Consider the following 21,802-nt stretch of genomic DNA (forward strand, 5'->3'; position numbering starts at 1 on the left):
CTAGCCCGTGAAGAGGCGCGACGCTAAACGTAAAGTGGGAGATGCCAAGGAGATCGCGCTAAGCGACGCGCGAACCCCGTCCTAGGTGGGATTTCCCGCGCCGCCATAGGAGGCGCAGCCCTGCCAGGTCTGGCCATTGATGCGCAGTTCGGCCTGCAGCGACTGGACGGTGCCGGTACGGCCGTCCACGCAGCGCCGGGGGTTGATCCACAGCTCGACCTTCTCCCCGTTGGCTTCGGTAGACAGGGCGCGCATCCCGCCGGGCAGTTCTTCCTGCAGGTAGGGAAGGGCGCGGCGCTGCTGGCCAGCGGTGCTGATCAGCATGCCCTGGTTGCTCACCTGGACGTTCCAGTCCGGCCCGTGGCCGCTGGCGCTCATGGCGGTACGCTTGAAGTTGGGATCGCTGCAGCCGGGTCCGCTGTACTGCACGCGATAGACATCGGTGACGGCGAAGATGCCCTGGGCACCGTCGCGGCCGCCGGACTTCAGCTTGCCGCGCAGGTCGGCGAACAGCGACGCGGCGCCACTGTCGGCGGCCAGTTCGTGGGCGTCGCGCAGGATGGCGGTGTTGTTGGCATCGGTGACGTCGAAGAAGCGCTGTTCCTGGCAGGGACGGAACAGCAGCTGCTCGCCGCTCCAGCGCAGATCGCCCTGCAGGCGCTCGCCGCCCGGTGCACGCGGGGTGTCGTCGCTCTGGAACAGACTGCAGCCGCCGAGGAGGCCGAGCAGGGCGAGGGGAAAGATGGAACGCGGCGCTGGCATCGCGGGACTCCCGACTGAGGTGGGCACACGTTACTCAGACAACGCCGGGAGCTCAAGGACTTACCAGACGCGATAAGTCTTGCCGGTTTCCCTGCCTTCCACGCTGCGTTCGTAGGCCAGGGCCACGTCGGCGCCAGGTACTGGCTTGAAGCCGCGGAAGAAATCGCCGTAGTGGCCCAACGATTCTTCCAGCACCGTCGGACTCACCGCGTTGAGACGCTGACCCCGCGGCAGCTCGATGGCCGCGCCGCGTACGAAGCCCTCCAAGGCGGCATTGACCATGGCCGCCGAGCTGCCCTGGGCGATGGGCTGCTCGCTGAGGATGCCGGTGGTGAGGGTGAAGGAGGCGCCATCGGCGGCCTGCGCCTGGCCCAGCAGCACCAGGTTGACCTGGCCCATGAGCTTGTCCTGCAGGCCCTTCTGAAAGGCCTCCGGGGTCATCTCGGTGAAGGGCGCGAAGGTCACCGAACCCACCGCGCTGATCAGGGCATCGAAGCGGCCGACCTGGGCGAACAGGGTACGGATGGACTCCGGCTGGGTGATGTCGACCTGCAGATCGCCGGATTGGCGACCGACACGGATCAGTTCATGACGACTGCCGAGGCGTGCGGCGATGGCACTGCCCAGGGTGCCGCTGGCACCGACGAGGATGACTTTCATGGCTTGGACTCCTTGTAGAAGAGGAGTCCAGCCTAGGATGATCCATTGGCATGATAAATCGGCCTACAGGCAATCCAGTGTTTCCAGGAGGAAACGATGCAGGAACAGCTGGCGGATCTGGTGGCATTTGCCGTGCTCTGCGAAGTGGGCAGCTTCACCACGGCGGCGCAGCGGCTGGGCTGCAGCAAGGGACAGCTGTCCAAGCGTATCCGGGCGTTGGAGAGTCGGCTGGAAACCGACCTGCTGCACCGAACCACCCGCCGGCTGACCCTGACCGCCGCGGGTCGTGAACTGTTGCCGGAAGCCCAGGCGCTGCGTCGCCAGGGCGAGCGGGCGTTGCAGAGCGTGGCGCGGCTGCGCGAGGAGGCGACCGGTCAGGTGCGGCTCACGGTGCCGGTCTCGCTAGGCTACACCTTCTTCGAGGTGCTGCTGGCCTGTCGCATGGCGCATCCTGGTATTCAGTTGGAGGTGGTGCTGGACAACGGCTATCGCGAGCTGGTGGCGGACGGCTTCGACCTGGCCATCCGCGCCCGGGTGGAACCGGACGAGCGCCTGGTGGCGCGGCCGCTGTTTGCCATGCAGGAGCTGACCTGCGCCGCGCCTGGGTATCTGCAGCGGCACGAGATACCGGCAGCGCCGGCCGATCTCGCCGGGCACGCCTGCCTGGTGAACAGCCACTATGCCGAAGGTGAGCGCTGGCTCTATCACCGCGACCACGGGCTCGAACGGGTGCAGGTGAACCCTGGCCTGGCCTGCAACCACTACAGCCTGCTCAAGCAGGCGGCGCTGGCGGGGCACGGCATCGCCCGGTTGCCGTCGTTCATGGTGCACGAGGAGTTGGCCAGTGGCGCCCTGGTCTGGCTGCTCAAGGAGTGGCGCACGCCCAGCCTGCCGCTGTTTCTGGTACATCCTTACCAGGGTGGGCTGCCCAAGCGGACGCGGGTCGTAGCGGAAGCCTTGAGCGACTGGTTCGAGCGCAGTCGGCAGCGGTTGGAGGCCTTGGGGTAGTGGGGCTGATGGAGCTAAAGGCCTGCAGGGATAGCCCCCTCTCCCTCCGGGAGAGGGCTGGGGTGAGGGTACCCTTCGCCAGGAAGCCCCAGTGGAAAAGGCTGCGCCGTTTTCCACGCTACGGTGCTGTTGAGCTTCGACGATGGAGCCATCTCAACCCAACCTACGCGTTGCAGGGATAGCCCCCCTCTCCCTCCGGGAGAGGGCTGGGGTGAGGGCACCCTTCGCCAGGAAGCCCCAGTGGAAAAGGCTGCGCCGTTTTCCACGCTACGGTGCTGTTGGGCTTCGACGATGGAGCTGTCTCAACCCAACCTACGCGCTGCAGGGATAGCCCCCTCTCCCTCCGGGAGAGGGCTGGGGTGAGGGCACCCTTCGCCAGGAAGCCCCAGTGGAAAAGGCTGCGCCGTTTTCCACGCTACGGTGCTGTTGGGCTTCGACGATGGAGCTGTCTCAACCCAACCTACGCGCTGCAGGGATAGCCCCCTCTCCCTGCGGGAGAGGTCTGGGTGAGGGCACCCTTCGCCAGGAAGCCCCAGTGGAAAAGGCTGCGCCGTTTTCCACGCTACGGTGCTGTTGGGCTTCGACGATGGAGCTGTCTCAACCCAACCTACGCGCTGCAGGGATAGCCCCCTCTCCCTGCGGGAGAGGTCTGGGTGAGGGCACCCTTCGCCAAAAAAACCCAGTGGAAAAGGCTGCGCCGTTTTCCACGCTACGGTGCTAATGCGGCCGCTCCTACAGGTTCCTGTAGGAGCGGCCCATGGCCGCGATAAAATCCACAGCAAGAGTGCCTGCATCGGCAGATCGCCGGCGTCAAGAACTCAACCGCCCAGGTAGGCCTTGCGCACGTCCGGGTTGGCCAGCAGTTCGGCGCCGCTGTCCTGCATGACGATGCGGCCGTTCTCCAGCACGTAGCCGCGGTCGGCCAGCTTGAGCGCCTGGTTGGCGTTCTGCTCGACCAGGAACACCGTCACCCCATCCTGACGTAGCTGTTCGATGATCTCGAAGATCTGCTGGATGATGATGGGCGCCAGCCCCAGGGAGGGTTCGTCGAGCAGCAGCAGGCGCGGTTCGCTCATCATCGCCCGGCCGATGGCGAGCATCTGCTGCTCGCCGCCGGACATGGTGCCGGCGCGCTGGGCATAGCGCTCCTTGAGGCGGGGGAAGAGGCCGAGGACCTTGTCCAGCTGACGGTCGTAGCCGTCCTGCTCGGTAAAGAAGCCGCCCATGGCCAGGTTCTCTTCCACGGTCAGGCGGGCGAACACCCGGCGGCCTTCCGGCACCACGGCGATGCCCTTGCGCATGATCTGCGCGGTTTCCTGGCCGACCAGTTCCTCGCCTTCGTAGCGGATGCTGCCGCCATGGGCGCGCGGCGTGCCGCAGAGGGTCATCAGCAGGGTGGACTTGCCGGCGCCGTTGGCGCCGATCAGGGTGACGATCTCGCCCCGGTTCACCTGCACGCTGACGCCATGCAGCGCCTGGATCTTGCCGTAGAAGGTGGAGACGTTGTCGAACTGCAGCATGGAGGTCTCCATCAGGATTCGCCCAGGTAGGCCTTGATCACGTCGGGATTGTTGCGGATCTGCTCCGGCGTCCCGTCGGCCAGGGGCGTGCCCTGGTTGATCACCACGATGTGGTCGGAAATGCTCATCACCAGGTGCATGTCGTGCTCGATCAAGAGCACGGTCACGCCGTGCTCGGCGCGCAGCAGGGCGATGAGCGCCTTGAGGTCCTCGGTCTCGCGCGGGTTGAGACCAGCGGCCGGTTCGTCGAGCATGAGGATCTGCGGGCGGGTCATCATGCAGCGGGCGATTTCCAGGCGCCGCTGCTGGCCATAGGCGAGGTTGCCGGCGTTGCGGTTGGCGAACTCGGTGAGGTTGACCTGCTCCAGCCAGAAGCGCGCATAGTCCATGGCCTCGGCTTCGCTCTTGCGAAAGGCCGGGGTCTTGAACAGTCCGGCCAGGAAGCCGGTGTTGAGGTGGCGGTGCTGGGCGACCAGCAGGTTCTCCACTGCGGTCATTTCCTTGAACAGACGAACGTTCTGGAAGGTGCGCACCACGCCCTTGCGGGCGATCTTGTGCCCGGGCAGGCCCTGGATGGCCTCGCCGCGCAGGAGAATCTCACCGCCGCTGGGCCGGTAGAAGCCGGTCAGGCAGTTGAACACCGTGGTCTTGCCGGCACCGTTGGGACCGATCAGTGAGACCACCTGGCCCTGCTCCACGCGGATGTTGACGCCGTTGACGGCCAGTAGGCCGCCGAACCTCATGGACAGGCCGGAGACATCGAGAAGGGCTTGGCTCATTTGCGCAACTCCAGGTGCGGGCGTTGCATCGGGAGCAGGCCTTGCGGACGCCAGATCATCATCACGACCATCAGTAGGCCGAACATCAACATGCGGTATTCGCTGAATTCGCGCATCAGCTCCGGCAGCAGGATCATCACGATGGCCGCGAGGATCACGCCAAGCTGGGAACCCATGCCGCCCAGCACCACGATGGCCAGGATGATGGCCGACTCGATGAAGGTGAAGGATTCCGGCGACACCAGGCCCTGCCGGGCAGCGAAGAAGCTGCCGGCGAAACCGGCGAAGCAGGCGCCCAGGGTAAAGGCCGAGAGCTTGATCAGCGTGGGGTTCAGCCCCAGGGCGCGGCAGGCGATCTCGTCTTCGCGCAGGGCCTCCCAGGCGCGGCCGATGGGCATGCGCAGGAGGCGGTTGATCACGAACAGGGTCAGCAGCACCAGCAGCAGGGCGATCAGGTAGAGGAAGATCACCTTGTATTCGGAGTTGTAGGGGATGCCGAAATACTCGTGGAAGGGCGTCATGCCCTCGGGTGCCCGGCGCTCGAAGGTCAGGCCGAACAGGGTCGGCTTGTCGATGCCACTGATGCCGTTGGGACCGCCGGTCCACTGGGTGAGGTTGCGCAGCAGGATGCGGATGATCTCGCCGAAGCCCAGGGTGACGATGGCCAGGTAGTCGCCGCGCAGGCGCAGCACCGGGAAACCGAGCACGAAACCGAACAGCGCCGCCATCAGCCCCGCCAGTGGCAGGCAGACCCAGAAGCCCAGCCCGTAGTAGTGCGAGAGCATGGCGTAGGTATAGGCGCCGACGGCATAGAAGCCGACGTAGCCCAGGTCCAGCAGACCGGCCAGACCCACCACGATGTTCAGGCCGAGGCCGAGCATCACGTAGATAAGGATCAGGGTGGCGATGTCCACCGCGCCACGCGAGCCATAGAAGGGCCATACCAGGGCGACCAGCACCAGGCCCAGGATCACCCAGCGCTGGGTCTTGGGTTCGGTGAGCCTGGTGCCCAGGCCGGTAGCCGGCAGCTGCAGGCCGCCGCGGTTACGCCAGCCAGCGGTGAGCGAATCACGCACCAGTTGCCAGACGAACATCAGCACCGCGGCCAGGGCCACGATCCAGAGGGTACGCGGCGTGGCGCCGTGCACTTCGAGGTTGACGCCTACCGTCTCCAGCTTGAGGCCGAGGATGGGGTAGGCGACGGCCAGCACCAGCAGGGCGCTGAAGAAGGCGGTTCGCAGACGGGCACTCATACCTTTTCCACCTCCGGGCGACCCAGGATGCCGGTGGGGCGGAACAGCAGCACCAGCACCAGCAGGCTGAAGGCCACCACGTCCTTGTACTGGTCGCCGAAGACGTCGGCGCCGAAGGCCTCGGCCACGCCCAGTACCAGGCCGCCGAGCATGGCGCCGGGGATGCTGCCGATACCGCCGAGCACCGCCGCGGTGAAGGCCTTGATGCCGGCCAGGAAGCCCAGGCTCGGGTTGATCACGCCGTACTGGATGCCCAGCAGCACCGCGGCCACGGCGGCCAGGGTGGCGCCGATGACGAAGGTCAGGGCGATGATGCCGTTGGTGTTGATGCCCAGCAGGTTGGCCATCTTGATGTCCTCGGCGCAGGCGCGGCAGGCGCGGCCCAGGCGGGAGCGGGAGATGAACCAGGTCAGGCCGAACATGGTGAGCAGGGTGACGATGAAGATCAGCACCTGCACATAGGAGATCACCACGCCGTTCATGGCGTCGGTGCCGATGATGAAGTTGCCCGGCAGCAGGTTGGGGATCGACTTGTCCTTGGAGTCCTGGGCCAGCAGCACCCAGTTCTGCAGGAAGATCGACATGCCGATCGCCGAGATCAGCGGGATCAGCCGGTTACCGCCGCGCAGGGGGCGATAGGCGATGCGTTCGATGCTGTAGCCGTAGGCACTGGCGATGACGATGCTGGCGGCGAAGGCGGCGAGCATGACGATGGGCAGGCTGTGGATGCCCAGCATGGCGAGGCCCGCGATGGCGATGAACGCCACATAGGAGCCGATCATGTACACCTCGCCATGGGCGAAGTTGATCATGCCGATGATGCCGTAGACCATGGTGTAGCCGATGGCGATCAGGGCATAGGTGCTGCCGACCGTGAGGCCGTTCACCAGCTGTTGCAGGTAGTGGTAGAACTCGGGCATGGGTGTCTCCAGGGGACCTATGAGCACTTCTGGTGCGGGTCCCAGGCCTCGGATGGAGGCGGATAAACGAAGCCCACCGCCGTTGGCGGTGGGCTCCGGTGTTACAGGCAGGGCTTACTTGGCTTCGGTCTTGGTGCCGTCGGCATGCCATTCGTAGACCACGAACTCGAAGTTCTTCAGGTCGCCTTTGTCGTCGAACGCCAACTCACCGGTGGGGGTGTCGAAGGTGTTGCTGCGCAGGGCCTTGGCCACGTCCTCGGGCTTCTCGTCGCCAGCCTTCTCGATGCCCTGGGCGATGACCTGCACGGCGGCATAGGAGGGGAACACGAAGGGACCGCTCGGATCCTGCTTCTTGTCCTTGAACGCCTGGACCAGGGCCTGGTTCTTGGGATCCTGGTCGAAGGAGCGCGGCAGGGTGACCAGCAGGCCTTCGGAGGCCTTGCCGGCGATGGCGGAGATGGAGCTGTTGCCCACGCCTTCCGGACCCATGAACTTGGCGGTCAGGCCCTTCTCGGCCGCCTGACGCAGGATCAGGCCCAGCTCGGGGTGGTAGCCGCCGTAGTAGACGAAGTCGACGTTGGCCTGCTTGAGCTTGGCGATCAGCGAGGAGAAGTCCTTGTCGCCGGAGTTGATGCCTTCGAACACGGCGACCTTGACGCCGGCCTTGTCCAGAGTCTGCTTGACCGCGGTGGCGATGCCTTCGCCGTACTGCTGCTTGTCATGGATGACGGCGACGACCTTGGGCTTGACGTGCTCGACGATGAACTTGCCGGCGGTCGGGCCCTGCATGTTGTCCAGGCCGATGGTACGGAAGATCAGCTTGTAGCCGCGGTTGGTGAGGTCGGGGCTGGTGGCCGCCGGGGTCACCATCAGGATGCCTTCGTCCTCATAGATGTCGGAGGCGGGCTGGGTCGAGCTGGAGCACAGGTGGCCGACCACGAACTTGATGCCATCGTTGACGATCTTGTTGGCCACGGCCACGGCTTGCTTGGGATCGCAGGCGTCGTCGTAGATCACGCCTTCGAGCTGCTTGCCCTTGACGCCGCCGGCCTTGTTGATCTGCTCGATGGCCATCTGGGCACCAATGAACTCCATGTCACCGTACTGGGCGACCGGACCGGTCTTGGGACCGGCCAGACCGATCTTCAGGGTATCGGCCGCCAGGGTGTGGCTGGCCATGCCGGCGAGTGCCAGGGCCGCGATCAGACGGGAGAAACGCAGAGATGCCTTTTTCATGAGTGCTCCACTCGGAATGCTTTTATTAATGAGGCAGTTGGAAGCGAAAATGTGCCGATTTTGTTCTTTATGACGCGCTGCGCAGTTTAATCACCGTCTGTTCGTCTTGGAAAGCTGGCGACGACAACTTGTCGGACTTGTCGACCGCGCGTCCGGGCGCTCGGCAAGTGGGAAGGGCGCCGGTAGAATCCGCCCTTTTCGCGAGGCCCGCACCATGACCGATCACGCAACGCTCTACGCCACCCTGCTCGGGCAGACCGCCGCCATCGGCTGGGAAGAATTGCAACCGCATTTTGCGCGGGGCGTGTTGCTGGAAGTGGCGCCCGAACTGGACCTGATCAAGGCGGCCATCGCCGTGACCCAGGACGATGCCGGTCGTGTGGGGCAATGGCTGCAGCAGGGTCAGCTGGCCAAGGTCGACGAAGACCGGGCACGGCGGCGGCTGGAAGCCCCGGCGGTGGCCCTGTGGGCGGTGGTGGTCGCGCCCTGGGTACTGATGCAGGAGCGTCCGGTCGAGCGTTCCGCGGACTGAAACGCAGCGGCCCGCGCAAGGCGGGCCGTTGGTCGACGGTGAGAATCAAGCTTCGCTGTCGAGATCGCGCAGCTGGTGTTCGCCATAGCGATCGCCGGCAACCGCCTCCGGTGGCAGCAGTCGTTCCAGTTCGACGCGGTCCGCGGCGCTGAGCGTGATGTCCAGTGCGCCCAGGGATTCGTCCAGCTGATCGCGCCGCCGGGCACCGACCAGGGGCAGGATATCCTCACCCTGGGCGGCGACCCAGGCCACCGCCAGCCGGGCAGGGGTGGTGCCCCGGCGTTCGGCGAACTGCTTCAGGCCTTCGACCAGCGCCAGGTTGCGCTCCACGTTGCCCGGCTGGAAGCGCGGGCTGAGCGCGCGGAAGTCGCCGCTGCCGGAGGGCTGGCGCCAGTGGCCGCTGAGCAGGCCCCGGGAGAGCACGCCATAGGCGGTGATGCCGATGCCCAGTTCGCGGCAGGTCGGCAGGATCTCCGCCTCGATACCGCGCGAGACCAGCGAATACTCGATCTGCAGGTCGCAGACCGGATGCACCGCTGTCGCCCGCCGTAGGGTATCCGCCCCCACTTCGGAAAGGCCGATGTGGCGGATGTAGCCGGCCTGCACCAGCTCGGCGAGGGCGCCCATGGTGTCCTCGATGGGCACCTGGCGATCCAGCCGCGCCGGGCGATAGATGTCGATATGGTCCACACCCAGCCGCTTGAGGCTATAGGCGACGAAATTCTTGATCGCCACGGGGCGGGTGTCGTAGCCCAGCCATTCGCCGCCCGGACCGCGTAGGGCGCCGAACTTGACGCTGATCAGGGCCTCATCCCGCCGACCGCGCAGGGCGTCGCCCAGGAGCAGCTCGTTGTGGCCCATGCCATAGAAGTCACCGGTATCGAACAGGGTGACGCCGCGTTCGAGGGCGGCCTGAACGGTGGCGATGGCTTCGCCACGGTCGGCGGCGCCATAGAGGTCGGACATGCCCATGCAGCCCAGACCGAGCGTGGATACCAGGGGGCCCTGCTGGCCCAAGCGACGCTGTTGCATGAGGGATTCCTCGTCAGGTGGATGAGGCTGCACTCTAGCCTCCAAGGCGCTGTGCGATAATCCGGGCTGGACACAACGACCTGTGCGCTCAGCCGTACAATGGAGGTGCCAATGAATCTGGATGACCTGGCAGCCTTCGCCGCCGTGGCCGAGGCGCGCAGCTTTCGCGGCGCCGCCTATGTGCGCGGTGTGGCGGCGTCTTCCCTGAGCGATGCCGTGCGCCGGCTGGAGCGGGAGCTGGATGTCCGGTTGCTGCATCGCACCACTCGCAGCGTGACCCCCACCGATGCCGGCCAGCGCCTGCTGGAGCGCCTGACCCCGGCGCTGCGCGAGGTACGCGGCGCGCTGGACGCCATCAATGCCGAGGGCGAGAGCCCGGTCGGTAGCCTGAGACTCAACGTGCCCACCATCGTCGCCCGGGTGCTGTTGCCGCCGCTGATCGGGCCCTTCCTGGCCAGGCATCCCGGCATTCGCCTGGAGGTGGTGGCCGAGGATCGATTGATCGACGTGCTCGCCGCAGGCTTCGATGCCGGCGTGCGCTACGACGAGCATCTGGAAGGCGACATGATCAGCGTGCGGCTGGGCCCGGCCACCCAGAGATTTGCCGTGGCGGCCACGCCCGCCTACTTGGAACAGCATGGCGTACCTGTGCATCCCACTGACCTGGTCAGGCATTCCTGCATCGGCCATCGTTTCGCCAGTGGCCTGGTGGCGCAGTGGAGCTTCGAGCGCGGCAGCGAGGTCATCAATGTCGCGCCGGGCAGTCGCCTGCTGGCCTCGACACTCGATCTGGAATTGCAGGCCGCCCTCGACGGTGTCGGCCTGATCTATTCCTTCGCCGACTACCTGGCCGAACCCCTGGCCGACGGCCGCCTGGTCGAGGTGCTGGCAGACTGGTCCAGCGTCTTTCCCGGTCCGCGGCTCTATTACGCGGATCGCCGCCAGCTGCCGGCCCCGCTGCGGGCTTTCGTGGCCTTCTTGCGCGAGCGTCACGGCTAGGCGATACCGCCAGCCGCCGCTACCCTGGGGGTCCGACCGCCGTCCGGAGTCTCCATGACGTCCCTGTTTTCCCGCCTGATGCAGCCCTCATGATCATCGGTACCGCCGGCCACATCGACCATGGCAAGACCGCGCTGATCCAGGCCCTCACCGGGATCGCCGGTGATCGGCGGCGCGAAGAGCAGGCCCGGGGCATCACCATCGACCTGGGCTATGTCTACGCCGACCTGGGTGACGGCGGGCTCACCGGCTTCATCGACGTACCCGGCCACGAGCGCTTCGTGCACAACATGCTGGCCGGTGCCAGCGGCCTGGACCTGGCCTTGCTGGTGGTGGCCGCCGATGACGGCGTCATGCCCCAGACCCGCGAGCACCTGGCGATCCTCGAATTGCTCGGCATTCCCCGGCTGCTGGTGGCCCTGACCAAGGCCGACCGGGTGGACGCCGAGCGTCTGGCGGAGGTGCGCCAGGAAGTCGGTGTGCTGTTGGCTGCCGGGCCCTTCGCCGGGGCGCCACTGTATCCGGTGGCCAGCCCCAGCGGCGCAGGCATCCCCGCATTGCGCGCCGCCTTGCTGAAGGCCCTGGGCGAGGTGCGTGAGCGCAATGCCCGGGGCAGCTTCCGCCTGGCGGTGGATCGGGTGTTCAGCGTCGCCGGTGCCGGGGTAGTGGTTACCGGCACTGCCTTTGCCGGTCAGGTCGCGGTGGGCGACGAACTCCTGCTCACCCCACGCGGGCAACGCCTGCGGGTGCGCGGTCTGCATGCCCAGAATCGCGCGGCCGAGACCGCCCGGGCCGGTCAACGGGTTTCCCTCAATCTCGCCGGTGAGCGGCTGAGCACCGACAGCATCGCCCGCGGTGACTGGCTGGTGGCCGAGGCGCTGCATGCGCCCACCACCCGTATCGATGTGGAGCTTTGGCTGCTGCCCGGCGAGGCGCGCAACCTGGCGCACTGGACGCCGGTGCACGTGCACCTGGGTGCCCAGGATCTCACCGGCCGGGTGGCCCTGCTGGAAGGCGACAGCCTGGCACCCGGAGCCACGGCCCTGGCACAGCTGGTGCTCAATGCCCCGCTGCACGGCGTGCATGGCGATCGCCTGGTGCTGCGCGACCAGTCCGCCCAACGCACCCTGGGCGGCGCCCGTCTACTCGATCCCTTCGCACCAGCGCGGCATCGCCGCACGCCGCAGCGCCTGGCACAACTCCAGGCACTGCTCCAGGGCGGTCTGGAGGAGGCCTTGCCCGAGCTCCTGGCCCAGGCCGACGGCGGTCTCGATCCGCGATTGCTGGCGCGCCAGTTCAATCGGCCCGAAGGCGACTGGCAATTGCCAACCGACACCCTGAGGGTGGAAACGCGCGTCGGCCCGCGGCTGTTCCAGGCTTCTCTGTGGCAGGCAGCGCTGGAGCGCCTGAGCGAGGCGCTCGTAACCTTTCACCAGGAACAACCCGACGAGCTGGGCCCCGATCGGGATCGCCTGCGCCGCATCGCTGCACCGGCGCTGGAACGGCCCGTCTATCTGGCCCTACTGGAGACGGCCCTGGCCGAAGGGCGACTGCAGAGCAGCGGCCCCTGGCTGCACCTGCCCGATCATCGGGTACGCCTCACCGAGGCGGAGGAGGGGCTCAAGGCCCGGCTCTGGCCGCTGCTGGAGGCCCAGCGTTTCGATCCGCCCTGGACGCGGGACCTGGCCAAGCACCTGGGTCAGCCCGAGGCCGAGGTACGGCTGCTGCTGCGCAAACTGGCTCGGCTGGGGGAACTGACCCAGGTGGTCAAGGATCTCTTCTATCCCCAGGCGAGCCTGGAAGCCGCGGCCGGCGAGGCATTGCGCCTGGAGCGCGAAGCAGGGATCATTCGCGCCGCGGCCTTCCGCGATGCCCTCGGCATCGGCCGCAAGCGCAGCATCCAGATCCTCGAATGCCTGGATCGCATCGGTTTCACCCGTCGCTTCGGCGACGAGCGCCGGGTTCGCCCGGACAGCGCCTGGGCCCGCGCGGCCAAGGGTTAGCGCAGCAGAGGAAGGCAATCACGCCCGGTGGCGTGGCCGGGCTTCAAACCCGGTTGGGGACGGCAGCCGTTCCCGGGTGGGTTCGACTCCCACTGCCTTCCGCCATTTCCCGCCGTCAGTGCCCATCCGCCAGCTGATGGATCACTCCGCCTTCCCGTTGCAACTCCTGCAGAAACCACTTGGCCTCCCAGAGCAACTCAGGCATGTAGAGGCCCGCAGGTAGCGGGGTGCCAGTCTCCAGTCCCAACACTCGCTCCAGCGACAGCACCAGGCCCAGAGCCGTGAGCGACGACTGACCGTGGCGGAATTCCAGCACGGCACGCCGGGTGGTCCACCGGCCCGCCGCTTCGCCGGTGACGGTCACCACGATCTCGGCCGCCGTTTCCGCCCCTCGGCGGCGACTGGAGGACTCGCCCGTGGCCAGGTCGAAGCGGATATCTCCGGCCCCGGTGGCAGAATAGAGGCTCAGCAGGTCGATGGAGCCGAAGGCGGTAGCAGGCAGCCGGCGACCGTCCAGCGCGGTGATCTCTCCCTGGATCGCTGCGCCGGTCAGCCAGTGACGTCGACCGTTGTGGAACACCAGCGCGGCAGGGGCGGCGCTGTGGACACGCTCCATGTCTTCCCAGGCCAGCGGACCGGCTGGATCCTTTCCGTCGAGCAGGACGTCGATCTTGATAGCGTCGACCCGCGCCAGGCCGCTTGCCTGGTCGAGCGCGAGCGCCAGAGCGGCTCCGGAGGCCCAGTGGCTGGACAGCACCAGAGCGTTGGCAGCAGGGCGGTGTATGAACTGCGCGACCTCCAGCCCCAGTTCGGTGACGCCGGTGTTGGCATTCAAGTAGGGGATGCCCAAGGTCTGGGCCAGGCGCAGGCCGTGCAGCGCCTGGTCCGGCGCGAGCATGATCATGGCGCCGGGGGAGAGTGTCTCGTCCAGACCAAGTCCTGGCCGGTCGAGATCGAGGATGACTGCCTGGGCATTGCCCGCGATCCGGGCCACGGCCTGGGCAGTGCCAAGTGTGCGACCGCCCACCAGCAGAGGCCGGTCGGGGTGGCGCTTGCGAAACCATTGGACGGCCTGGCGGCCTACCGTGCCTGAGCCACCAGCGAAAAGTACGGGTTGCAGTGTCATGATCCGGTCCTCGATAGCGAAATGATGGGATCCATCGTCGGCGATAACCCTGATGTCGAGGATTCAGTGACCTGTTCCGCGGCCACCACGGCAGGTCTGGCTGAAGACATCTTTTGCCGATAACCTACCAATAGTAGGTCTTATTCAGGATTAACCTACCTTTAGTAGGTTTGCAAGGTGATTTGACGAATGGCAGAACGATCCAAGGTGGAAAATTCAGGCTCGGAGAGCTCTGGACGACGCCTCTCGAAGGCCGCGCGGCGGCAGCAGTTGCTGGAGACGGCGCGGTTCATCGCACGGGAAGAGGGGGCGGATCGCTTGACTCTCGGCCATCTGGCCGTGCGGGCCGGAGTGTCCAAGCCGGTGGTTTACGAGCACTTCGGTACCCGCTCGGGGCTGCTCATCGAGCTCTATCGCTGGTTGGATCTGGCGCAGATGGACGCCTTCCGCCAGACCCTGGTCGCCTGTCAGCAGAGTGCCGAAGAGGCCACCGCGGCGCTGGCCGAGGGTTACATCCGTTGCGTGACCGACATGCAGGGCGAGGTCGGGATGCTGGCGGCGGCGCTGGCGGGGAGTGAGGAAAAGACGGTGGTGTACCAGGAGTTGCTGGAGCACGGCACCCAGATGGTGGCGGCGGTGCTAACGCCACACAGCAGGCGCTCCGCCACAGAGTTGCAGGTGTCCTGCATCGGTCTGGTCGGCGCTGGCGAGGCCCTGGCCGCGGCCGTGGTGCGCGGGGCACTGGGCGAGCACGAGGCCATCGAGGCCTTCACCCGCCTGGTGCGCGCGGTGCTGTAGCCGGCGGCGCTAGTAGACGTCCTTCAGATAGCGCTTCTGTTCGCTCATCCCGCGCAGGTACTCGCTGGCGGCCTCGTCGCTGAGGTGGCCATGGGTGGCCACCACCTGGCGCAGGGCCTGGTCGACGTCCCGGGCCATGCGGCTGGCGTCGCCGCAGACATAGACGCGGGCGCCGTCCTGCAGCCAGCGCCAGACTTCGGCGCCGCGTTCGCGCAGCCGATCCTGCACATAGACCTTCTCGGCCTGGTCGCGGGAGAAGGCCAGGCTGAGTTCGCTCAGCAGGCCATCACGCTGGAAGGCTTCCAGCTCGTCGCGGTAGTAGAAGTCGTGGGCGGCATGCTGTTCGCCGAAGAACAGCCAGTTGCGCCCCTGGTCGCCCCGGGCGCGGCGCTCGTGGAGAAAGCCGCGGAAGGGGGCGATGCCGGTGCCGGGGCCGATCATGATCAGCGGGACGTCGCCCTGGTCCGGCAGGCGGAAATGACGCGAGGACTGGATATGCACCTCGGTGGCGGCCTCGCCCAGGCGGTCGGCGAGAAAGCTGGAGGCCACGCCCTTGCGCTTACCGTAGCGCACCGCCGAGACGGTGAGGTGCACCTGGCCAGCATGGGCCAGGGGGCTGGAGGCGATGGAGTAGAGGCGCGGCTGCAGGCGCTTGAGGCTGCCGAGCAACTCGCGGGCGTCGTGGCGGGCGGGAAAGCGGGCCAGCACATCGGCCAGTTGCCGGCCCCAGAGCCAGCGCTTGAATTCGTCGCGGTCGTTCAGCAGGGCGCGGCAATCGTCACTGCCGCTGCGCTCGGCGATCAGCGCCAGGGTCTCGGGGTTGGGGCGGGCGATCTCGTAGTGCTCGCCCAGGGCCTGACGCAGTGACAACTCCCCGACTTTTGGCACGGCGACCGGCTGTTCGCCGTCCAGACCGGCGAGGGTGAGGATCTCCTCGACCAGCTCCGGGCAGTTGCGCGCCCTCACGCTCAAGGCGTCGCCGGCCTCGTAGGCCAGGGGCTGATCGGATTCGAACCCGAACAGCCGCACCTCCTTGTTGGATCCGGCGCTGTTGAGTCTGCGGTTGATGACCAGCCGCGCCGGGACTGGCACCGGGCGATTGGGCGTGGTCGGGGCGGTGACGGACACGCTGGTGGTATGGGGCGCCAGTTGCTCTTGCAGCCTGGCCAGCCAGGCATCGGCGCCGTCGAGACCATCGGCGTCGCAGTCCAGGCGCGGGCACAGGCGGCGAGCGCCGAGTTCGGCCAGGCGGGTGTCGAGGCGCTGGCCGTGGCCGCAGAATTGCTCGTAGGTGGAATCGCCCAGGGCCAGCACGGCGTAGTCCAGTTCGGCCAGGGAGGCGTCGAGGCGACTGAGGCCCTGCCAGAAGGCCTGGCCGTTGTCCGGCGCCTCGCCGTCGCCAAAGGTGCTGCTGACCAGCAGCAGGCGGCGGGCACCGGTCAGGCGTTCCACGGCATAGGCGGCCATGTCGTGCAGTTCCACGCTGAGACCGGCCTGGCACAGGCGGGCGACGCAGCGCTCGGCCAGGGCTTCGGCGTTGCCGGTCTGGGACGCCCAGAGCACTACCAGATCGGCCGGCGCGGTGGGGGCCATGGCCAGGCCGGCGGCCTGGCTTTCCGGTAGGCGGCTGAACAAGCCGGCGAGCAGGCCGTCGAGCCAGAGGCGGGTGTCGGCGGCCAGCGGCGCCTGGGCCGGCAGGCAGGGCACGCCCTGGGTCGCGCCGTCGCGCAGACCGTCCATGAAGCCTGCCAGGTAGGTGCGCTCGGCCGCGCTGAGCTGGGGCCGTACCGCGGTCGCGACCCCGGTGAGCTCGGCCAGGCGCGCCAGGGCGGGCTGGCGGCTGCTCTCGGCGACGGGCTCGTCAACCGGCAGCTGGCGGTGGGGAATGGTGGCGACGCGAGTCAGGCGCACGGCGCAGACCTTGAGCTCCGGTTGCAGCGAGAGCGGATCGACGGCGTCGCTGGTGACGGCATTGATGGCCAGGTCGCTGCCCTGGACGTCGGCCCAGTGAAAGGGCGCGAAGCAGTTGCCGGGCTGGACCCGGTCGCTAAGGGTCACCGGCAACACGGCACGGCCACGACGGGAGGTGATCTCCAGGTGGTCGCCGTCCGCCAGGCTCAGGGCTTCGGCATCCTGGGGATGTACCTCGATGAACGGGGCGGGGTTGAGGCGGTTCAGGGCGGCGATCTTGCCGGTCTTGGTCAGGGTGTGCCACTGGTGCTGCAGGCGGCCGGTATTGAGCACGAAGGGGTAGTCGGCATCGGGCAGTTCCGCTGGCTCCAGGTGCGGGCGGGCGAAGAATTGCGCCTTGCCGCTGGGGGTGGCGAAGTTGAGGGCGGTCGGTTCGCCGGTGGCGTCCACGCGCAGGGTCTGGCTGCGGCCATCGTTGCGATAGCGGATCGGCTGGCGCGGATCGCTCTCTGCGCTGGGGCAGGGCCATTGCAGCGGCGTCTCGCGCAGCCGCGCATGACTGGCGCCGCGAATGTCGTAGCCGGTCTGGGGGTTGTGGAATTGCCGGATCTCGTCGAACACCTCGGCGGCCGAGGCATAGCTGAAGTGCTCGCCATAACCCAGGGCGCAGGCCACGTCGGCGATGATCCGCCAGTCGGCGCGGGCCTCGCCGGGCGGGGTGACGGCCTGGGGCGCCAGGGTCAGGTTACGCTCGGAGTTGATCATCACCCCGTCGGCCTCGGCCCAGAGCGCGCCGGGCAGCAGGATGTCGGCGTACGGGTTGGTCTCGGTGTCGAGAAAGGCGTCCTGGGTGATCACCAGCTCGGCGGCCTGCAGACCGCGGACGACCGTCTCGCGATTGGCCACGCTTGCCACCGGGTTGGTGCAGATGATCCAGCAAGCCTTCACCTTACCGGCGGCCAGGTCATCGAACAGGGCGATGGTACCCTGGCCGAGGCGGGTGTGCAGGGTGCCCTCGGGGATGCCCCAGGCCCGCTCGACGAAGGTGCGGTCGGTAGCCGACAGCAGGCTGCGCTGGCCGGGCAGGCCGGGGCCCATGTAGCCCATCTCGCGCCCGCCCATGGCGTTGGGCTGGCCGGTGAGGGAGAAGGGGCCGCTGCCGGGGCGGCAGATCTTGCCGGTGGCCAGATGCAGGTTGCACAGGGCGTTGGTGCTCCAGGTGCCGTGGGTGCTCTGGTTCAGGCCCATGGTCCAGAGGCTGGTCCATTCGCCGGCCTCGCCGATCCAGCGTGCGGCGGTACGGATGTCCGCCTCGGTCAGCCCGGTCCCCGCGGCCACCCGTGCCGGGGTGTAGTCGGCGAGAAAATCGGGCATGGCCGCCCAACCTTCGGTATGGGCGGCGATAAAGGCTTCGTCCAGATGGTTCTCGGCGTACAGCAGATGCAGCAGACCGTTGAGCAACAGCAGGTCGCTGCCGGGGCGCAGTTGCAGGAAGAGATCGGCCTTCTCGGCGGTGGCGGTGCGCCGCGGATCTATCACGATCAGCTTGGCGCCGCGCTTGACCCGATCCAGTAGGCGCAGGAAGAGGATGGGATGACAGTCGGCCATGTTGGCGCCGCTGACGAGGAAGAGGTCGGCACGGTCGAGGTCGTCGTAGGAGCCGGGCGGACCGTCGGCGCCAAGGGACAGCTTGTAGCCGGTGCCGGCACTGGCCATGCACAGCCGGGAGTTGGATTCGAGCTGGTTGGTGCCGATGAAGCCCCGGGCCAGCTTGCTCACCAGGTACTGGGCCTCCAGCGACATCTGCCCGGACACATAGAAGGCGATGGCGTCGGGGCCGTCGCGGTCGAGGATGGCGCGCAGGCGTTCGGCGGTGGCGGCGACGGCCTGGTCCAGCCCGGTCTGCACCGGTTGGTGGGAGCGGTCGTGGCGGACATAGGCCTGCCCCATGCGCCCGCTGTCCACCAGCGCCTGGTGGCTGGTGCTGCCCTTGGTGCAGAGGCGGCCGCGATTGGCGGGGTGGTCGCGGTCACCGCTGACCTTGATGACCCGGCCGTCCTCCACCTGCATGACGATCCCGCAGCCGACGCCGCAGTAGGGGCAGACGCTCTTGATGTGGGTAGTGGCCATGGCAAGGATCCTTCAAGAACCAGAAAGCGAAAAGGCGCCGGTCGCGCTCCCTGGGGGGAGGCAAACACGGCGCCTTTGTCGTGAAGGGGGCGATCGGCGTTGACCGCTCCATGCCGGGGATTTAGCAAGGCTCGCGCCAGCTCGGTCCGGCGCGCTCAGGGAGCGCATCACTGCTGGTCTGGCGGGGTGCCAGCGGCGCTGATCGAGGTCGCTTCCCTCTTGGTCGAGGTGCGCCGTGACGGGGCAGGCAGGCCTTGCCCTGCACCGTTGTGGTTCCGGCTGGCACGCATCCGGAACGTGGGCGGCAGTCCCCTTTGCCGGCTGCAGGCCGCGCCAGCTTCGGATATATAGGCCATCAGGCGAAACTGGCACAGCCGATGCAGAAGCCTTGGCAGACCCGTCCATTCGGGTCGCCCGGTCGATCAACGGCGATCGACAGCCACTGCAGGCGACGGGCACGGAGCAGCGCCTGGCGCTCCTCCCTACCAGAACAGGCAAAGGCGCCTGAGACCGCAAGGTTTCAGGCGCCTTTTTATTTGCCGCGACTCAACCTGATTGGCCCCGGCCGGGGGATAGCCTCCATGAACAGCATCGTGACCCGCAAAGAACGCCTGATCGTCGTCGGCAACGGCATGGTCGGCCATCACCTCGTCGAGCAGCTGCTGGCGGCCGGCGCCCTGGACCACTACGAGATCCACGTCTTCGGCGAAGAACGTCAGCGCGCCTATGATCGGGTACACCTCTCGGAATACTTCGCCGGTCGTGACGCCGAATCCCTGGCCATGAGCGAGGCCGGCCTCTATGCCGTGCCCGGTCTGGTGCTGCACCTGGGCTGCGCGGTGACCGCCATCGACCGCGAACAGCGTGAGGTGCTGACTTCTGAAGGCGCCTTTGGCTACGACCGCCTGGTGCTGGCCACCGGTTCCTATCCCTTCGTGCCACCCATCGAGGGAGCCGAGGGTGACTCGCGCCTGGTTTATCGCACCCTGGACGACCTGGACACCATCCGCCTGGCCGCTGCCAGGGCGCGCCGCGGCGTGGTGGTGGGCGGCGGCCTGCTAGGGCTAGAGGCGGCCAATGCCCTGAAGTCTCTGGGCCTGGAAGCCCATGTGGTGGAATTCGCCCCACGGCTGATGCCGGTGCAGCTGGACGATCTCGGTGGCGCCGCGCTCAAGCAGCGTATCGAGGACCTGGGCGTGGGCGTGCATCTGTCCAAGGCTACCCAGAACATCACCGCCGGCAGCGAGTACCGCTACCGCATGAACTTCGCCGGCGAGGATTTCCTCGAGACCGACCTGATCCTGTTTTCCGCCGGCATCCGGCCCCAGGACGCCCTGGCCCGCAGCTGCGGCCTGGAGCTCGGCCCCCGCGGCGGGGTGGCGGTGGATAACGGCTGCCTGACCAGCGATCCCTTCATCCACGCCATTGGCGAGTGCGCCGCCTGGAATGGCAGCGTCTTCGGCCTGGTCGCGCCGGGCTACCAGATGGCGCGCCTGGTATCCGCCACCCTCTGCCACGGCCAGGGCACGCCCTTCACCGGCGCCGACATGTCCACCAAGCTCAAGCTGCTGGGCGTGGACGTGGGCTCCATCGGTGATGCCCACGGCGCCACCCCAGGCGCCCGCAGCTATCGCTACATCGACGAAGCCAGCGCCAGCTACCGTCGCCTGGTGGTCTCCGCCGATGGCAAGCACGTCCTCGGCGCCGTACTGGTGGGCGACAACAGCTACTACGATACTCTGCTGCAATACGCCCAGAATGGCATCCCGCTGCCCCAGGATCCGGCCAGCCTGATCATGCCGGTGGGCGAGGGCGCCCCGACCCTGGGCGCCGACGCCCTGCCGGCCACCGCCACCCTCTGCTCCTGCCACAACGTCACCAAGGGCGCGGTCTGCGCCGCCATCGACGCCGGCTGCACCGATCTCGCCGGCATCAAGAGCTGCACCAAGGCCGCCACCGGTTGCGGCGGCTGCGCGGCGCTGGTCAAGCAGGTGTTCGAGCACGAACTGGTCGCCCGGGGCGTCGCGGTGGACAAGAGTCTCTGCGAACACTTCGCCCATACCCGCCAGGAGCTCTATCACCTGGTGCGGGTGGAAGGCATCCAGAGCTTCGACGAGCTGCTGGCGCGCCACGGTCGCGGCCACCATGGCTGCGATATCTGCAAGCCGGCGGTGGCCAACGTCCTGGCCTCCTGCTGGAACGCGCCCATCACAGCTCCGCACCTGGTGCCGCTGCAGGACACCAACGACACCTTCATGGCCAACATGCAGAAGAACGGCACCTATTCGGTGGTGCCACGCATCCCGGGTGGCGAGATCAGCCCGGAAGGCCTGATCGCCATCGGTCAGGTGGCGAAGAAATACGACCTCTACACCAAGATCACCGGCGGCCAGCGCATCGATCTCTTCGGCGCCCAATTGCACGAGCTGCCGGACATCTGGGGCGAGCTGATCGCCGCCGGCTTCGAGACCGGCCATGCCTACGGCAAGTCGACCCGCACGGTGAAGAGCTGCGTGGGCAGTACCTGGTGCCGCTACGGGGTGCAGGACAGCGTCAAGATGGCGCTGAACATCGAGCACCGCTACAAGGGTCTGCGCGCGCCGCACAAGCTCAAGTTCGCGGTGAGCGGCTGCACCCGCGAATGCGCCGAGGCCCAGAGCAAGGACATCGGCGTGATCGCCACCGAGAACGGCTGGAATCTCTATGTCTGCGGCAACGGCGGCATGCGTCCGCGCCATGCCGAGCTGTTCGCCACCGACCTGGATGACGAGACCCTGATCCGCTACATCGACCGCCTGCTGATGTTCTACATCCGCACCGCCGACCGCCTGCAGCGCACCTCGGTGTGGCGCGAATCCCTGGAGGGCGGTCTCGATTACCTCAAGCAAGTGATCATCGAAGACAGCCTGGGCCTGGGCATTGAGCTGGAAGCTCAGATGCAGCTGGTGGTGGATCGCTACGAATGCGAATGGGCCAACGCCCTGAACGACCCCGACAAGCTCAAACGCTTCCGTACCTTCGTCAACCAGCGCGGCAACGACCCGGACATTCACTTCGTCAAGGAACGTGGCCAGCGCCGACCGGCGCGTCACCACGAACTTCAGCTCATCGCCGTTACCGAGGAGGCTTGACC

General features: G+C 67.2%; 16 protein-coding genes and 1 tRNA gene. 7 read left to right on the forward strand and 10 right to left on the reverse strand.

Features of this window, described 5'->3' with window-relative positions:
* Positions 1-81 precede the first annotated feature (81 nt).
* Positions 82-762, reverse strand: coding sequence for a COG3650 family protein (locus ACWPW1_RS06395; RefSeq protein ID WP_323149889.1), 681 nt, complete (start codon positions 760-762; stop codon positions 82-84).
* Positions 763-822: 60 nt separating this feature from the next.
* Entirely contained in the window at positions 823-1,422 is a 600-nt protein-coding gene (locus ACWPW1_RS06400; protein WP_271654166.1) for a short chain dehydrogenase, read from the reverse strand.
* 96 nt (positions 1,423-1,518) lie between these two features.
* On the opposite strand from ACWPW1_RS06400, the gene ACWPW1_RS06405 reads away from it, so the two are divergent.
* Entirely contained in the window at positions 1,519-2,430 is a 912-nt protein-coding gene (locus tag ACWPW1_RS06405) for a LysR substrate-binding domain-containing protein (RefSeq protein ID WP_434776004.1), read from the forward strand.
* An 818-nt stretch (positions 2,431-3,248) separates the two neighbouring features.
* On the opposite strand, the gene ACWPW1_RS06410 is transcribed toward ACWPW1_RS06405, so the two are convergent.
* The 5 genes from ACWPW1_RS06410 to ACWPW1_RS06430 all read right to left on the reverse strand — a co-directional run bounded on the left by ACWPW1_RS06410 (position 3,249) and on the right by ACWPW1_RS06430 (position 8,138).
* Positions 3,249-3,950: an ATP-binding cassette domain-containing protein gene (locus tag ACWPW1_RS06410; protein ID WP_434776005.1), complete on the reverse strand. Its 702-nt coding sequence runs from the start codon at positions 3,948-3,950 to the stop codon at positions 3,249-3,251.
* Positions 3,951-3,961: 11 nt separating this feature from the next.
* Positions 3,962-4,729 (reverse strand): high-affinity branched-chain amino acid ABC transporter ATP-binding protein LivG, encoded by a 768-nt coding sequence (livG, locus tag ACWPW1_RS06415; RefSeq protein ID WP_007159573.1) that lies wholly within the window; start codon positions 4,727-4,729, stop codon positions 3,962-3,964.
* Entirely contained in the window at positions 4,726-5,982 is a 1,257-nt protein-coding gene (locus tag ACWPW1_RS06420) for a high-affinity branched-chain amino acid ABC transporter permease LivM (protein WP_059313977.1), read from the reverse strand. Before ACWPW1_RS06420 ends, livG begins: the two co-directional genes overlap by 4 nt.
* A complete protein-coding gene (gene livH / locus ACWPW1_RS06425; RefSeq protein WP_017642422.1) occupies positions 5,979-6,902 on the reverse strand; it encodes a high-affinity branched-chain amino acid ABC transporter permease LivH in 924 nt (307 codons plus the stop codon). The genes ACWPW1_RS06420 and livH overlap by 4 nt, the downstream gene beginning before the upstream one ends.
* 114 nt (positions 6,903-7,016) lie before the next feature.
* A complete protein-coding gene (locus ACWPW1_RS06430) occupies positions 7,017-8,138 on the reverse strand; it encodes a branched-chain amino acid ABC transporter substrate-binding protein (protein ID WP_059313978.1) in 1,122 nt (373 codons plus the stop codon).
* A 214-nt stretch (positions 8,139-8,352) separates the two neighbouring features.
* Between ACWPW1_RS06430 and ACWPW1_RS06435 the strand changes: the two genes are divergently transcribed.
* A complete protein-coding gene (locus tag ACWPW1_RS06435; protein WP_454252601.1) occupies positions 8,353-8,670 on the forward strand; it encodes a DUF2288 family protein in 318 nt (105 codons plus the stop codon).
* Positions 8,671-8,715: 45 nt separating this feature from the next.
* Here ACWPW1_RS06435 and ACWPW1_RS06440 read toward each other — a convergent pair whose 3' ends face one another.
* Positions 8,716-9,702 (reverse strand): aldo/keto reductase, encoded by a 987-nt coding sequence (locus ACWPW1_RS06440; RefSeq protein WP_454252602.1) that lies wholly within the window; start codon positions 9,700-9,702, stop codon positions 8,716-8,718.
* Positions 9,703-9,813: 111 nt separating this feature from the next.
* On the opposite strand from ACWPW1_RS06440, the gene ACWPW1_RS06445 reads away from it, so the two are divergent.
* From ACWPW1_RS06445 to ACWPW1_RS06455, 3 genes are all read left to right on the forward strand, one after another.
* The gene (locus tag ACWPW1_RS06445) at positions 9,814-10,701 is read left to right on the forward strand and encodes a LysR family transcriptional regulator (protein ID WP_271654170.1); all 888 of its coding nucleotides are present in this window, start codon (positions 9,814-9,816) and stop codon (positions 10,699-10,701) included.
* An 89-nt stretch (positions 10,702-10,790) separates the two neighbouring features.
* The gene (selB, locus tag ACWPW1_RS06450; RefSeq protein ID WP_454252603.1) at positions 10,791-12,704 is read left to right on the forward strand and encodes a selenocysteine-specific translation elongation factor; all 1,914 of its coding nucleotides are present in this window, start codon (positions 10,791-10,793) and stop codon (positions 12,702-12,704) included.
* 9 nt (positions 12,705-12,713) lie between these two features.
* A tRNA-Sec gene (locus tag ACWPW1_RS06455) sits at positions 12,714-12,809 on the forward strand.
* A gap of 10 nt (positions 12,810-12,819) precedes the next feature.
* Here the strand turns inward: ACWPW1_RS06455 and ACWPW1_RS06460 are convergent.
* Positions 12,820-13,830 (reverse strand): hypothetical protein, encoded by a 1,011-nt coding sequence (locus ACWPW1_RS06460; RefSeq protein ID WP_434776010.1) that lies wholly within the window; start codon positions 13,828-13,830, stop codon positions 12,820-12,822.
* A gap of 189 nt (positions 13,831-14,019) precedes the next feature.
* Between ACWPW1_RS06460 and ACWPW1_RS06465 the strand changes: the two genes are divergently transcribed.
* Complete coding sequence (locus tag ACWPW1_RS06465; RefSeq protein WP_434776011.1) at positions 14,020-14,628, forward strand: TetR family transcriptional regulator; 609 nt, start codon at positions 14,020-14,022, stop codon at positions 14,626-14,628.
* A 9-nt stretch (positions 14,629-14,637) separates the two neighbouring features.
* Here the strand turns inward: ACWPW1_RS06465 and ACWPW1_RS06470 are convergent, their stop codons facing one another.
* Positions 14,638-18,669 (reverse strand): molybdopterin-dependent oxidoreductase, encoded by a 4,032-nt coding sequence (locus ACWPW1_RS06470; RefSeq protein ID WP_454252604.1) that lies wholly within the window; start codon positions 18,667-18,669, stop codon positions 14,638-14,640.
* A 581-nt stretch (positions 18,670-19,250) separates the two neighbouring features.
* Here ACWPW1_RS06470 and nirB point away from each other — a divergent pair.
* On the forward strand, positions 19,251-21,800 hold the full coding sequence (gene nirB, locus ACWPW1_RS06475) for a nitrite reductase large subunit NirB (protein ID WP_454252605.1): 2,550 nt from the start codon (positions 19,251-19,253) through the stop codon (positions 21,798-21,800).
* The last annotated feature ends 2 nt before the right edge of the window (positions 21,801-21,802 follow it).

It is taken from the genome of Pseudomonas sp. Marseille-Q7302, from assembly GCF_965111925.1.

Excerpts from the sequence above, each read along its gene's own strand:
- livG (WP_007159573.1), bottom strand. The coding sequence starts at position 4,729 with ATGAGCCAAGCCCTTCTCGATGTCTCCGGCCTGTCCATGAGGTTCGGC.
- ACWPW1_RS06445 (WP_271654170.1), top strand. The coding sequence starts at position 9,814 with ATGAATCTGGATGACCTGGCAGCCTTCGCCGCCGTGGCCGAGGCGCGC.
- selB (WP_454252603.1), top strand. The coding sequence starts at position 10,791 with ATGATCATCGGTACCGCCGGCCACATCGACCATGGCAAGACCGCGCTG.
- livH (WP_017642422.1), bottom strand. The coding sequence starts at position 6,902 with ATGCCCGAGTTCTACCACTACCTGCAACAGCTGGTGAACGGCCTCACG.
- ACWPW1_RS06410 (WP_434776005.1), bottom strand. The coding sequence starts at position 3,950 with ATGCTGCAGTTCGACAACGTCTCCACCTTCTACGGCAAGATCCAGGCG.
- ACWPW1_RS06465 (WP_434776011.1), top strand. The coding sequence starts at position 14,020 with ATGGCAGAACGATCCAAGGTGGAAAATTCAGGCTCGGAGAGCTCTGGA.
- ACWPW1_RS06405 (WP_434776004.1), top strand. The coding sequence starts at position 1,519 with ATGCAGGAACAGCTGGCGGATCTGGTGGCATTTGCCGTGCTCTGCGAA.
- ACWPW1_RS06430 (WP_059313978.1), bottom strand. The coding sequence starts at position 8,138 with ATGAAAAAGGCATCTCTGCGTTTCTCCCGTCTGATCGCGGCCCTGGCA.
- ACWPW1_RS06395 (WP_323149889.1), bottom strand. The coding sequence starts at position 762 with ATGCCAGCGCCGCGTTCCATCTTTCCCCTCGCCCTGCTCGGCCTCCTC.
- ACWPW1_RS06460 (WP_434776010.1), bottom strand. The coding sequence starts at position 13,830 with ATGACACTGCAACCCGTACTTTTCGCTGGTGGCTCAGGCACGGTAGGC.
- ACWPW1_RS06470 (WP_454252604.1), bottom strand. The coding sequence starts at position 18,669 with ATGGCCACTACCCACATCAAGAGCGTCTGCCCCTACTGCGGCGTCGGC.
- ACWPW1_RS06400 (WP_271654166.1), bottom strand. The coding sequence starts at position 1,422 with ATGAAAGTCATCCTCGTCGGTGCCAGCGGCACCCTGGGCAGTGCCATC.
- nirB (WP_454252605.1), top strand. The coding sequence starts at position 19,251 with ATGAACAGCATCGTGACCCGCAAAGAACGCCTGATCGTCGTCGGCAAC.
- ACWPW1_RS06440 (WP_454252602.1), bottom strand. The coding sequence starts at position 9,702 with ATGCAACAGCGTCGCTTGGGCCAGCAGGGCCCCCTGGTATCCACGCTC.
- ACWPW1_RS06420 (WP_059313977.1), bottom strand. The coding sequence starts at position 5,982 with ATGAGTGCCCGTCTGCGAACCGCCTTCTTCAGCGCCCTGCTGGTGCTG.
- ACWPW1_RS06435 (WP_454252601.1), top strand. The coding sequence starts at position 8,353 with ATGACCGATCACGCAACGCTCTACGCCACCCTGCTCGGGCAGACCGCC.